Raw genomic sequence first — 12,851 nt, 5'->3', positions numbered from 1 at the left:
GCCATGGCATTTCTCCGCACACTCCTCAAGCGGCTGCTGCAGGGCCTGGCGCTGGTGCTGGCCGTGGTGGTGCTGAACTTCATGCTGGTGCATGCGGCGCCCGGCGATCCCGTGGAGACCATTGCCGGCGCCAGCGGCGGCATGGAGCCCGAGCTCATGGCCGAGCTGCGCACACGCTACGGGCTGGACCGGCCGCTGCCCGTGCGGCTGGGCATCTACCTGGCGCGCGTGGCCAGTGGTGATCTGGGCTACTCCTACTTCTTCAACCTGCCGGTGGCGCAGATGATTGCCGAGCGCGTGCCCGCCACCTTGCTGCTGGTGCTGGCCGCCGTGCTCACGGCCTTCGTGGTGGGCACGCTGCTGGGCGTGCTGTCCTCGCGCCGGCCCAACGGCCTGCTGTCGCAGTGCATCACCGTGCTGTCCCTGGTGGGCTTTGCGGCGCCCGTGTTCTGGACCGGCATGCTGCTGGTGCTGGCGTTTGCCTCCTGGTGGCCCGTGCTGCCGGTGTCGGGCATGCGCTCGGCCGATGCCGCAGGCGGCGCAGGCCTTGCCGACCTGCTGGACGTGGCCCGGCACCTGGTGCTGCCTGCGCTGACACTGGCCCTGGTCTACCTGGCGCAGTACAGCCGGCTGTCGCGCTCGTCCATGCTGGACGTGCTGGGCGCCGACTACATCCGCACGGCGCGCGCCAAGGGCCTGGCCGAGCATGTGGTGCTCTACCGCCATGCGCTGCGCAACGCGCTGCTGCCCGTGGTGACCATGCTGGGCCTGCAGTTCGGCAACGTCATGGCCGGCGCCATCATCGTCGAGACGGTCTTCAACTGGCCGGGCCTGGGCCGGCTGGCCTTCGACTCGGTGCTGCGGCGCGACTACCCGACCATCCTGGGCGTGCTGCTGTTCTCCTCCATCGTCGTGGTCGTGATGAACCTCGTCACCGACCTGTGCTACCGGCTGATCGATCCCCGCATCAAGGCGGCCTGAGACCATGAATGCCATCACACCACCTTCCGTGTCCGTGCCGACCGTCGCCGCGCCGCAGGCCGCAGCCCATGCCGAGCACCCGGCCCGTGAGGCGCTGCGCATGTTCCTGCGCAACCCCTCGGCCATTGCCGGCATGGCCATGCTGCTCATCGTGCTGCTGGTGGCCATCGCCGGCCCCTGGATCTGGCCTGCGGACCCGTTCGAGATCCGCACCATGCCGCTGAGCCCGCCGTTCAGCGAGGAGGCCTGGCTGGGCAGCGACCAGCTGGGGCGCGACGTGCTCACGGGCATCATCCACGGCGGCCGCGCCACGCTGATGGTGGGCGCCTTCGCGGCTTTGCTGTCGGTGTGCATCGGCGTGACGCTGGGGGCGATGGCCGGCTACTACGGCGGCCGCGTCGATGCGCTGCTGATGCGCGTGACCGAGTTCTTCCAGGTGCTGCCTGCGCTGCTGTTCGCCATGGTGGTGGTCACGCTGTTCTCGCCCTCGCTGGTGACGGTCACGCTGGCCATCGGCAGCGTGAGCTGGCCGGCCACGGCGCGGTTGACGCGGGCCGAGTTCATGCGCATCCGCCAGCTCGAATTCGTGCGCGCGGAGAGTGCCATCGGCGCGCGCCACGGCCGCATCATCTGGAAGGTGATCCTGCCCAATGCGCTGCCGCCGCTGGTGGTGTCGGCCACGCTGGCCGTGGGCGCCGCCATCCTGTTCGAGGCCGGTCTGTCCTTCCTGGGCCTGGGGGACCCCAACCAGATGAGCTGGGGCCTGATGATCGGGTCGGCCCGCCAGTACCTGCTGTCGTGCTGGTGGGCCGTGGCCTTTCCTGGTGCTGCCATCTTCGTCACCGTGCTGGCCGTCAGCCTGATCGGCGACGGCCTCAACGATGCACTCAACCCCAAGCTGAGGGAGCGCTGATGGACACCGACACCCCCCTGCTGCAAGTCAGCGGCCTGCGCGTGGCCTTCCAGGGCCGGCGCGGCCAGGCGACGGTGCTCAACGGCGTGGATTTCGATCTGCGCGCGGGCGAGACCCTGTGCGTGGTCGGCGAATCCGGCTGCGGCAAGAGCATGACGGCGCTGGCGCTGCTGCGCCTCATTCCCTCGCCTCCGGGCCGCATCACGGGCGGGCAGGTGCGCTTCCAGGGCGAGGACCTGGTGGCCGCCGGCGAGGCCCATATGCGCCAGGTGCGCGGCAACCGCATCTCCATGATCTTCCAGGAGCCGATGACCTCGCTGAACCCGGTGCTCACCGTGGGCGAGCAGATCGCCGAGCCGCTGCGCCTGCACGCCGGCCTGGACGCGGGCGCCGCGCGCCAGCGCGCCGTGGAGATGCTCCGGCAGGTCGGCATCCCCGCGCCCGAGCGGCGCGTGCACGAGTACCCGCACCAGCTGTCGGGCGGCATGCGCCAGCGCGTGATGATCGCCATGGCCCTGGCCTGCCGGCCCGACATCCTGATCGCCGACGAGCCCACCACGGCGCTGGACGTGACTGTGCAGGCCCAGATCTTCGACCTGCTGCGCGAGCTGCAGCGCGACAAGGGCACGGCCATCGTGCTGATCACGCATGACATGGGGGCCGTGGCCGAGATGGCCGACCGCGTCATGGTCATGTATGCGGGCCGCGTGATCGAGCAGGGCCGCTGCGAGCAGGTGCTGTCGGCGCCCGCCCATCCGTACACGCGCGGCCTGATCGCCTGCCTGCCCGAGCTGGGCAGCAGCCAGGCAGGCGGGCGCACCGAGCTGCCCGAGATCCCCGGCGTCGTGCCCTCGATCTGGGAGTTGGGCAGCGGCTGCGCCTTTCGTGCGCGCTGCCGCGAGGCCCAGCCGCGCTGCGCCAGCGAGGCGCCGCCGCTGGTCGCGCTGGATGATCCATCCCACGGCGTGGCCTGCTGGCTGCACGCTCCCGCTTCCCGCATCCGCGCCCACACGGAGGCCCTGGCATGAACGCACGCATGGACGATACCCTCTTGCAGGTGGACGATCTCCAGGTCCACTTTCCGCGCCCGGGCAAGGGCCTGTTCGGCAGGCCCGAGGTGGTCAAGGCCGTGGACGGCGTGTCCTTCAGCCTGCGGCGCGGCAGCACGCTGGCCGTGGTGGGCGAGTCGGGCTCGGGCAAGACCACCACGGCGCTGGCCGTGATGCGCCTGGCGCCCGTGACGGCAGGCCGCATGCAGCTGGGCGATACCGACCTGGGTGGCCTGTCGGGCGAGGCCCTGCGCCAGGCGAGGCGGCGCATGCAGATCGTGTTCCAGGACCCGTTTTCCTCGCTGAATCCGCGACAGCGCGCGGGCGATGCGGTGCGCGCTCCGCTGGACCTGATGGACGTGGGCACGCCGGCCGAGCGCGAGGCGCGCGTGGCCGAGCTGTTCACCCAGGTCGGCCTGCGGCCCGAACAGCGCCAGCTGTTCCCGCACCAGTTCTCGGGCGGCCAGCGCCAGCGCATCAACATCGCGCGCGCCCTGGCCACGCGGCCCGAACTCGTGGTCTGCGACGAACCCGTGTCGGCGCTGGACATCGCCATCCGCGCCCAGATCCTCAACCTGCTGGCGCGGCTGCAGCGCGAGCTGGGCCTGAGCTACCTGTTCATCTCGCACGACATGGCCGTGGTCGAGCACATCTGCGACGACATCGCCGTCATGTACCTGGGCCAGATCGTGGAGCGCGCACCGCGCCAGGCCTTCTTTGCGCGGCCGCTGCATCCCTACAGCGTGGCCCTGATGTCGGCCGTGCCCACGGTGCGCGGCGGGCGCGAGCGCGCGGCGCGGCGCATACGGCTGGCCGGCGATCCGCCCAGTCCCATCAACCCGCCCGCGGGCTGCCGCTTCGCCGGGCGATGCCCCGTGGCCGTGCCTGCGTGCTCGGCCGAGACGCCACCGCTGCGCGAAGCCGCCCCCGGCCATTGGGTGCGATGCATCCGCGTGGACCACATCTATGGCGTGCCGCGCGCGCCGCTGGCCCTTTGAACCCGGAGCACCCGCCACCATGAGCATCACCGTCTACGCCGCCCGCAAGATCATCACCATGAACCCCATGCAGCCCGAGGCCACGCACGTGGCCGTGCGCGACGGGCGCATCCTCGCTGTCGGGGACCTCGCGCGCTGCACGGCCTGGGGCGAATGCCGCATCGACGAGCGCTTTGCCGACCAGGTGCTGCTGCCCGGGCTGGTGGAGGGCCACTGTCACCTCAAGGAAGGCAGCATGTGGGACTGGACATACACGGGCTGGTTCGACCGGCGCGACCCCGACGGAAAGACCTGGCCCGGCCTGCGCTCCATGGATGCCGTGGTGGACCGCCTGGCCGAGGTGGCGGCGCGCATGGATGCGCAGGGCCTGCCGCCCGGGCAGCCGCTGATCGCCTGGGGGTTCGATCCCATCTACTTCGGCGGCGAGCGCATGACGGTGGAGCACCTGGACCGCGCCGCAGGAGGCCGTCCCATCGTGATCTCGCATGCCAACGGCCATCTGATGAATGTCAACAGCGCCATGCTGCGCCTGGCCGAGATCACGCGCGACAACGAGGTCGAGGGCGTGGTGCGCTTTGCGCCCGGCCACGCCCTGGCCGGCGAGCCCACGGGCGAGCTGCAGGAACCGGCCGCCATGTTCCTGGTGCTGCGCAAGATCGGCAACGCCGGGCTGCTGGCGCCCATGACCGAGGCCGGCGTGCGCTCCTTCGCCCGCCTGGCCTGCCGCCAGGGCGTGACCACGGCCACCGACCTGGTCAACAAACTGGGTGAGCAGGACTGCCGCGTGCTGGAGGCCGCGCTGGGCGACGACCAGGTGCCCATCCGCATCCTGCCCGCCTTCCAGGCGTTTCACGGCACCCATGGCGCCGAGGCCGGTGCCGGGCATGTGCGCGCGCTCATGGCGCGCAACACCGACCGGCTGCGCTACGGCCTGGTCAAGATGATGCTGGACGGCTCCATCCAGGGCTTTTCGGCGCGCCTGCGCTGGCCCGGTCACTACAACGGCGCGCCCAACGGCATCTGGGTCACCGCGCCCGCGCAGTACGAGGCCGATTTCGAGACCTACCACCGCGCGGGCCTGCTCATCCATACGCACACCAATGGCGACGAGGCCAGCGAAGCCGCCATCGACGCCATAGGCCGCGTGCTGGCCCGCGCGCCCCGGCCCGACCACCGTCACACGCTGCAGCATGGCCAGATGATCGATGCGCCGCTGTTTCGCCGCATGGCGGCGCTGGGCCTGTGCGCCAACCTGTTCGCCAACCACCTCTGGTACTGGGGCGACCAGCACTACGAGATGACCATGGGGCCGGACCGCGCCATGCGGCTCGATGCCTGCGCCAGCGCGCTGGCCGCCGGCGTGCCGCTGGCCATCCATTCGGATGCGCCCGTCACGCCGCTGGGGCCGCTGTTCACCGCCTGGTGCGCGGTCCACCGGATCACGCCCAAGGGCCGCGTGCTGGGCGCGGCCGAGCGCCTGACCGTGGCCCAGGCCCTGCATGCCGTCACGCTGGGCGCGGCCTGGACACTGAAGCTGGACCACGAGATCGGCAGCATCGAATGCGGCAAGCGCGCCGACTTCTGCGTGCTGGAGGACGATCCGCTGTCCCTGGACCCCATGGTGCTCAAGGACCTCAGGGTCTGGGGCACGGTGCTGTCGGGGCGCGTCTTCAAGGCGGCATGACATGGGACAGCGGTTGCCGTTCACGGTCATCGGCGGCTTCCTGGGCGCCGGCAAGACCACGCTGCTCAACCACTGGCTGCGCCATGCGGATGGCCAGCGGCTGGCCGTGCTGGTCAACGACTTCGGCGCGCTCAACATCGATGCAGGCCTGATCAAGGACCACAGCGGCGACACCATCGCGCTGACCAATGGCTGCGTGTGCTGCCAGATCGGCGATGACCTGTCCATGGCCCTGATCGGCGTGCTGCAGCAGCGCGAGCGCTTCGACGCCGTGGTGGTCGAGGCCAGCGGCGTCTCCGACCCCTGGCGCATCGCCCAATTGGGCCTGGCCGATCCGGGTCTGGCGCTCGATGGAGTCATCGTGGTGCTGGATGCCGGCACCTTGCTCTCGCAGGCCGCCGATCCGCTGCTGGCCGACACGCTGCAGCGCCAGGTGGCCCGGGCCGACCTGGTCATCGTCAACAAGACCGATCTGGCCGATGCCCGGACCCTGGAGCGCGTGCACGGCTGGATAGCCCACCACGCGCCAGCCGCGCAACGTTGCGACGTGCACGAAGCCCGGGTGCCCGTGCAACTGCTCAGCGGCGCAGCCCTGCTGCGTGGCGTGCGGGAGGTCTCATGGGGTGCCAGCACTGCGCGCCCCATGCATGGCCGGCAGTTCGAGACCTGGTCCTGCCAGCCGCCCGGGGTGCTGTCCGAGACGGCCCTGCAGGCGTGGCTGCAGGCCATGCCGGCTGGCGTGCTGCGGCTCAAGGGCGTGGTGCAGACCGGGGCGGGCCATTGGAGCGAGCTTCAATTTGCCGGGCGCAGCGGCCGGCTGCGTGCCGCATCAGCGCCCGCGCAGCAGCAGGTGCCCGCCATCGTGGCCATCGGCCTGGCCGGGCAGCTTCCGGTGGCCGCGCTGCAGGCGCTGGTGGCAGGCGCTGCGGGCGTCAGGGCTGCGGGCCGTCCCGCATGAAATCCTGGGCCGCCTGCTGCAGCCACTCGCGCAGGCTTTGCAGCGGCGGGTAGTTGCCGCGGCTCGTGGGCCAGGCCAGGTAGTAGCGCTCGGCGCTTTCCATCTCGGGCAGATGGGGCAGGGCACGCACCAGATCGCCCTGTGCGAGTTCGCGCTCGATCAGAAAGCGTGGCAGCAAGGCCACGCCCACGCCGGCGATGGCGGCCTGGGCGGCGGTGGCGAACTGGTCGAACAGCATGCCCTGGCCCTCGGCCATGGGCGCATGGTGCACGGACAGCCAGCGCTGCCAGGCATCGGGGCGCGATGCCAGGTGCAGCAGCGGCGCCTGCAGCAGGTCCTGGGGCTGGGCAAAGCCATGCTGGGCCAGCAGGGCGGGGCTGCAGGCAGGCACCACGGTCTCGCTCATCAGAAAGGCCAGCTCGGCGCCCGGCCAGTGCGGCAGGCCGAAATGGATGGCGGCGTCCACGGCTTCGAGCTGGAAGTCGAACTGGGACAGCCGCGTCGTCAGGTTGATGGTGATGCCCGGGTGGGCGCTGAAGAACTGCGGCAGGCGCGGCGCCAGCCAGCGCGTGCCGAAGGTGGGGAGGATGGCCAGGTTCAGGCTGCCGCCGCGCGGGTTGGCCCGAAAGCCCAGCGTGGCCGTGGAGATGCGCATCAGCGCGCCCCGGATTTCCTGCGCATAGGCCTGGCCGGCCGGGCTCAGGCGCACGGTCTGGCGCTCGCGCACAAAGAGTTCTGCCTCCAGCCGCTCCTCCAGCGCTCGGATCTGGCGGCTGACGGCGCTTTGCGTCAGGTGCAGCTCGGCCGCAGCTGCCGTGAAGCTCTGGTGCCGGGCCGCTGCCTCGAAGGCGCACAGCAGGGACATGGGAGGCAGGAAACGGCGGGACAGCAGCATGGCAGGGAGCGGTGGGGCAATCGTGGGAGGGGCCATTCTGTTTGGGAATGACCTATGGGCCCGATTATCGTTTGACCAGGCTCAAGGCGCAGACCTAGCATGCGTGCCAGGAATTCACCATGCCGCAGGCTGATCTGCGGCCCCACCATCAGTCCCCACAAGCACCATGTCCTCTACGTCCGCCAACGCCTTCGTGCCTTCCGACGAGATCCGCGCGCGCTTTTCCAGCGCCATGTCCGAGATGTACCGCGATGAAGTGCCCCAGTACGGCACGCTGATCGAACTCGTGGCCGACATCAACCAGCGCACGCTGCAGGCCGAGCCTGAGCTGCTGGCCCGGATGCAGCGCAGTGGCGAGCTGGCCCGCCTGGGCGTGGAGCGCCACGGCGCCATCCGCGTGGGCACGGCCGCCGAGCTGTCCATGCTGCGCCGCCTGTTCGCCATCATGGGCATGGAGCCCGTGGGCTACTACGACCTGTCGGTGGCCGGCGTGCCCGTGCACTCCACGGCCTTCCGTCCCGTCAGCGATGCCGCGCTGCTGGCCAACCCTTTCCGCGTCTTCACCTCGCTGCTGCGCCTGGACCTGATCGCCGACGAGGCGCTGCGCGCCCAGGCTGCCGCCATCCTGGCGCGCCGCAACATCTTCACCGAGCGCGCGCTGGCGCTGATCGCCCAGTCCGAGGCCAACGGCGGCCTCACCGATGCCGAGGCCGATGAATTCGTCGGCGAGGCGCTGGAGACCTTCCGCTGGCACAGCGAATCCACCGTGGACGGCGCCACCTATGACGCGCTGCACAAGGCCCACCGCCTGATCGCCGACGTGGTCTGCTTCAAGGGCCCGCACATCAACCACCTGACGCCGCGCACCCTGGACATCGACGCGGCCCAGGCCGCCATGCCCGCACGCGGCATGGACGCCAAGGACGTGGTCGAAGGCCCGCCGCGCCGCGCCTGCCCCATCCTGCTGCGCCAGACCAGCTTCAAGGCGCTCAAGGAGACCGTGCGTTTTGCCGGCGATGCCACGGGCGCAGGCTCGCACACGGCGCGCTTCGGCGAGATCGAGCAGCGCGGCGTGGCGCTCACGCGCAAGGGCCGCGCGCTTTACGACCAGCTGCTGGCCCAGGTGCGCGACATGGGCAGCGCGGGCAGTGCCGCACCCGACTACGGCAGCCGCCTGGCCCAGGTCTTCGAGGCTTTCCCCGACACGCATGAGCAGCTGCGCCGCCAGGACCTGGCCTTCTACCGCTTCACGCTGAGCGACGAGGGAGCCGCCCTGGCCGCAGGCGAGGCCGCCGCGGCCGCCGCCTCGGACCTGGACGCCCTGATCGCCCGTGGCTTGGCCCAGGCCGAGCCCATCGTCTACGAAGACTTCCTGCCCGTGAGCGCGGCCGGCATCTTCCAGTCCAACCTGGGCGGCGAAGAGCAAAAGCAGTACGCGGCCCATGCGGCCCAGCAGGCCTTCGAGGCCGACCTGGGTGCCCGCGTGCATGACGAGATCGCGCTGTACGAGCAGGCGCAGCAGCGCTCCATCGACCAGCTGCGCAGCGCGCTGCGCACCCAGGCCGCCCAGGCTGTGGCCTGACCGGCTGCCTGGATGCCGGCTTTGGCCGGCATCCACCCTGTATCCCCTTTCCCGGGGCGCATGCGCAGGCGCCAGGCCTGTGCACGCGCCCCTTTGTTTTTTGCAAAGCCGCAAGAGGCCTTCATGAGCACTGCAGACCTGGGCATTCAGTCGCCCACCGCCCATCTGTTCAACCCGCTGTTCGCGCACCCCGAAGGCTCGCCCATACGCGAGCTGTTTCCCTATCTGAGCCGCCCTGGCATGCTCTCGCTGGCGGGCGGCTATCCCTCGCCCAGCCTGTTCGATGCCGAAGGCCTGCAACAGGCCGCGATGGCCGCTTTGCAGCAGGACGCTGCCGCCAGCCTGCAGTACGGCGCCAGCGAAGGCCAGCTGCCGCTGCGCGAAGCCCTGGCCGCGCTGTGCGCCACGCGCGGCATTGCCTGCACGCCGGCCGACATGATCGTGACCACGGGCTCGCAACAGGCCTTCGACCTGCTGGTCAAGGTGCTGGTGGAGCCTGGCGATCCGGTGCTGGTCGAGGTGCCCGCCTACCCGGCCACGCTGCAGACGCTCAAGCTGGCCCAGGCACAGGTCGTGGCCGTGCCCACGGATGAACACGGCCTGGACACCGGTGCCCTGGCCAGCCTGCTGGCGCAGTGGCCCCATGCGCGCCGCCCCAAGCTGCTCTACACCGTGCCCAACTTCTCCAACCCGGGCGGCACGCTGCTGCCCGCGGCGCGGCGCGAGGCCCTGGTGGCGCTGGCGCGCCAGCACGGCTTTGCCATCGTCGAGGACGATCCCTATGGCGAGCTGCGCTTTACCGGCCAGCGCGAACCGTCGATCTACGAAACGGGCCTGGCGCTGTGCGGCGCCCAGGCCAATCCCGTGGTCTACCTGTCCAGCCTGTCCAAGACCGTGGCGCCTGCGCTGCGCATCGGCTGGATGCTGGCCGACGCCCAATTGCTGCGCCGCTGCACCATCGCCAAGCAGACGGCCGATCTGTGCACCTCGCCGCTGGCGCAGATGATCGCCGCGCACTATCTGCGCTCGGGCCGCTATGCGCCCCAGCTGGCCCAGGCCTGCGCCGAGTACGCGGCGCGCATGGATGCGCTGTGCTCGGGCATGCAGTCGGCCCTGGGCGAGCAGATCCGCTTCGTGCGGCCTGCGGGCGGCATGTTCGTCTGGGCGCAGCTGCTGCCGCCACAACGGCATGCGGGCGAGCCCGAGGCCCTGGCCCGGGCGCTGTTCACGGCCGCTGTGGAGCAGGGCGTGCTCTATGTGCCAGGCAAGGCCTTCTTCCCGGCCGAGGCGGCGCAGCAGGCCGGCCTGTGCATGCGCCTGTCGTATGCGGCGCCCACCGTGCCCCAGATCACCGAGGCCGTGGCGCGCCTGGGCCGGGCCTGGGGCCAGGCCGTGTCCTGAGGACATCGGCAACAGCGTTCATGCAATGAAAAAGGCCGCCCGAGGGCGGCCTTTTCCTTGCGGGGCAAACCGGGTATGGCGCAAGGCCTGCCCGGTTGCGGCGGGCAATTACATGCCCATGCCGCCCATGCCACCCATGCCGCCCATGTCGGGCATGGCGGGGGCGCCTTCAGCCTTGGGGGACTCGGCGATCATGGCTTCGGTCGTCAGCAGCAGCGATGCCACGGAAGCGGCGTTCTGCAGGGCCGTACGCGTCACCTTGGTCGGGTCCAGGATACCCATTTCCAGCATGTCGCCGTAGGTGTCGTTGGCGGCGTTGAAGCCGTAGTTGCCCGAGCCGTTCAGCACGGCGTTGACCACCACCGAGGGCTCGCCACCGGCGTTGGCCACGATTTCGCGCAGGGGCGCTTCGATGGCCTTCATGATCAGCTTGATGCCGGCGTCCTGCTCGGCGTCGCCGGTCTTCAGTTCGCCCACGGCTTGCTTGGCACGCAGCAGAGCCACGCCGCCGCCGGCCACGATGCCTTCTTCCACAGCAGCGCGGGTAGCGTGCAGGGCGTCTTCAACGCGGGCCTTCTTTTCCTTCATCTCGACTTCGGTGGCAGCGCCGACCTTGATCACGGCCACGCCGCCGGCCAGCTTGGCCACGCGCTCTTGCAGCTTTTCGCGGTCGTAGTCGCTGGTGGCTTCTTCGATCTGGATGCGGATCTGCTTGACGCGGGCTTCGATTTCAGCAGCTTGGCCAGCACCGTCGATGATGGTGGTGTTTTCCTTGCCGATTTCGATGCGCACTGCCTGGCCCAGGTCTTCCAGGGTCACCTTGTCCAGCGCCAGGCCCACTTCTTCAGCGATGACCTTGCCGCCCGTCAGGATGGCGATGTCTTCCAGCATGGCCTTGCGGCGGTCGCCGAAGCCAGGAGCCTTGACAGCCACAACCTTCAGGATGCCGCGGATGGTGTTGACCACCAGCGTTGCCAGGGCTTCGCCTTCGACGTCTTCTGCAATGATCAGCAGGGGACGGCCGGCCTTTGCCACGGCTTCCAGCGTGGGCAGCAGGTCGCGGATGTTGCTGATCTTCTTGTCGAACAGCAGCACGAAGGGGTTGTCCAGCAGGGCAACCTGCTTTTCGGGGTTGTTGATGAAGTAGGGCGACAGGTAGCCGCGGTCGAACTGCATGCCCTCGACGACGTCGAGTTCGTTGGCCAGCGACTTGCCTTCTTCAACGGTGATCACGCCTTCCTTGCCGACCTTGTCCATGGCTTCGGCAATGATGCTGCCCACGGATTCGTCGGAGTTGGCGGAGATCGAGCCGACCTGGGCGATTTCCTTGGAGGTGGTGGTGGCCTTGGATTGCTTCTTCAGCTCTTCCACCAGGGCGGCGACAGCCTTGTCGATGCCGCGCTTGAGGTCCATGGGGTTCAGGCCGGCGGCCACGTACTTGATGCCTTCGCGGACGATGGCCTGTGCCAGCACGGTGGCGGTGGTCGTGCCGTCACCGGCGATGTCGTTGGTCTTGGAGGCCACTTCCTTCACGAGCTGGGCGCCCATGTTCTGCAGCTTGTCCTTGAGTTCCACTTCCTTGGCGACCGACACGCCGTCCTTGGTCACGGTGGGGGCGCCGAAGGAGCGCTCCAGCACCACGTTGCGGCCCTTGGGGCCCAGCGTGACCTTGACCGCGTTGGCCAGGATGTTCACGCCTTCAACCATGCGGGCGCGTGCTTCGCCGCCGAAAACTACGTCTTTTGCTGCCATTTCAATTCTCCGGATTCAGTTGGAAAGTGCGGTTTCGAAGCGCGTGGATTACTTTTCGACGACCGCGAACAGGTCGTCTTCCTTCATCACCAGCAGTTCGTCGCCATGGACCTTGACGGTCTGGCCGCTGTACTTGCCGAACAGAACGCGGTCGCCGACCTTCACGTTCAGGGCGATCACTTCACCCTTGTCGTTCTTCTTGCCGGGACCCACTGCCAGCACTTCGCCCTGGTCGGGCTTCTCGGCGGCGTTGTCGGGGATCACGATGCCCGAAGCCGTCTTGGTTTCGTTTTCGAGGCGCTTGACGATCACGCGATCGTGCAGGGGACGCAGGTTCATACCAACTCCTAAATCATCAACAAAGTTGAAACAAAGACTTGCCGGCCCGGCGGGCCGGCATTCGAAGCAATGTGGGACAGAGGATTGTTAGCACTCATACCCAACGAGTGCTAATAATAAGGCAATTCGGCCAGGTTTCAAGGGGTAGGGCCGGATGTGCCGCAAGACGGCACATCCGGCGCGGAGTGCGGAACGCCACTGATCTTTAGTTTTTTCGGGGCGCGCCCGCGCTGGCCAGCGGCGAAGCGCGGCCTGCAGGAGCACACAGAACTTCCGGCGAAAGGCTGTCGCTGAATCAC

11 protein-coding genes are annotated in these 12,851 nt (G+C 69.2%); 8 read left to right on the top strand and 3 right to left on the bottom strand.

The annotated features are described in order from the left end of the window. Nucleotides 1-3: 3 nt before the first annotated feature. From ACF8O7_RS15510 to ACF8O7_RS15485, 6 genes are read left to right on the top strand one after another with little or no spacing between them, the layout of a single operon-like run. The gene (locus tag ACF8O7_RS15510; RefSeq protein ID WP_126310968.1) at nucleotides 4-981 is read left to right on the top strand and encodes an ABC transporter permease; all 978 of its coding nucleotides are present in this window, start codon (nucleotides 4-6) and stop codon (nucleotides 979-981) included. A 4-nt stretch (nucleotides 982-985) separates the two neighbouring features. Beyond that, complete coding sequence (locus ACF8O7_RS15505) at nucleotides 986-1,894, top strand: ABC transporter permease (RefSeq protein WP_016448711.1); 909 nt, start codon at nucleotides 986-988, stop codon at nucleotides 1,892-1,894. After that, complete coding sequence (locus tag ACF8O7_RS15500) at nucleotides 1,894-2,922, top strand: ABC transporter ATP-binding protein (RefSeq protein ID WP_016448710.1); 1,029 nt, start codon at nucleotides 1,894-1,896, stop codon at nucleotides 2,920-2,922. Before ACF8O7_RS15505 ends, ACF8O7_RS15500 begins: the two co-directional genes overlap by 1 nt. After that, on the top strand, nucleotides 2,919-3,941 hold the full coding sequence (locus ACF8O7_RS15495; protein ID WP_034364475.1) for an ABC transporter ATP-binding protein: 1,023 nt from the start codon (nucleotides 2,919-2,921) through the stop codon (nucleotides 3,939-3,941). The genes ACF8O7_RS15500 and ACF8O7_RS15495 overlap by 4 nt, the downstream gene beginning before the upstream one ends. Nucleotides 3,942-3,960: 19 nt before the next feature. Then, nucleotides 3,961-5,625, top strand: coding sequence for an amidohydrolase (locus tag ACF8O7_RS15490; protein ID WP_126310967.1), 1,665 nt, complete (start codon nucleotides 3,961-3,963; stop codon nucleotides 5,623-5,625). A 1-nt stretch (nucleotide 5,626) separates the two neighbouring features. Beyond that, complete coding sequence (locus ACF8O7_RS15485; RefSeq protein ID WP_392443744.1) at nucleotides 5,627-6,583, top strand: CobW family GTP-binding protein; 957 nt, start codon at nucleotides 5,627-5,629, stop codon at nucleotides 6,581-6,583. On the opposite strand, the gene ACF8O7_RS15480 is transcribed toward ACF8O7_RS15485, so the two are convergent. Then, nucleotides 6,558-7,478, bottom strand: a complete 921-nt coding sequence (locus tag ACF8O7_RS15480; protein WP_012207461.1) for a LysR family transcriptional regulator — start codon at nucleotides 7,476-7,478, stop codon at nucleotides 6,558-6,560. The two genes, ACF8O7_RS15485 and ACF8O7_RS15480, sit on opposite strands and share 26 nt — an antisense overlap. A gap of 166 nt (nucleotides 7,479-7,644) precedes the next feature. On the opposite strand from ACF8O7_RS15480, the gene ACF8O7_RS15475 reads away from it, so the two are divergent. Together ACF8O7_RS15475 and ACF8O7_RS15470 are read left to right on the top strand one after the other, a co-directional pair. After that, nucleotides 7,645-9,060, top strand: a complete 1,416-nt coding sequence (locus tag ACF8O7_RS15475) for a VOC family protein (protein ID WP_017406079.1) — start codon at nucleotides 7,645-7,647, stop codon at nucleotides 9,058-9,060. 123 nt (nucleotides 9,061-9,183) lie between these two features. Beyond that, nucleotides 9,184-10,461, top strand: a complete 1,278-nt coding sequence (locus ACF8O7_RS15470) for a PLP-dependent aminotransferase family protein (RefSeq protein ID WP_392443742.1) — start codon at nucleotides 9,184-9,186, stop codon at nucleotides 10,459-10,461. Between the two features lie 108 nt (nucleotides 10,462-10,569). On the opposite strand, the gene groL is transcribed toward ACF8O7_RS15470, so the two are convergent. Together groL and groES are read right to left on the bottom strand one after the other, a co-directional pair. Next, nucleotides 10,570-12,213 carry a chaperonin GroEL gene (groL, locus tag ACF8O7_RS15465; RefSeq protein ID WP_016445455.1) on the bottom strand — a complete coding sequence of 548 codons (1,644 nt, stop codon included), beginning with the start codon at nucleotides 12,211-12,213 and terminating at the stop codon, nucleotides 10,570-10,572. Nucleotides 12,214-12,261: 48 nt separating this feature from the next. Continuing rightward, a complete protein-coding gene (gene groES / locus ACF8O7_RS15460; RefSeq protein WP_016445456.1) occupies nucleotides 12,262-12,552 on the bottom strand; it encodes a co-chaperone GroES in 291 nt (96 codons plus the stop codon). Nucleotides 12,553-12,851: the final 299 nt, after the last annotated feature.

Source organism: Delftia sp. WSY_16, assembly GCF_043104415.1.
Taxonomy (GTDB): domain Bacteria; phylum Pseudomonadota; class Gammaproteobacteria; order Burkholderiales; family Burkholderiaceae_C; genus Comamonas; species Comamonas tsuruhatensis.
Note: the sequence above shows the minus strand (reverse complement) of the source record. Positions and strands in the feature narration are given on the sequence as shown.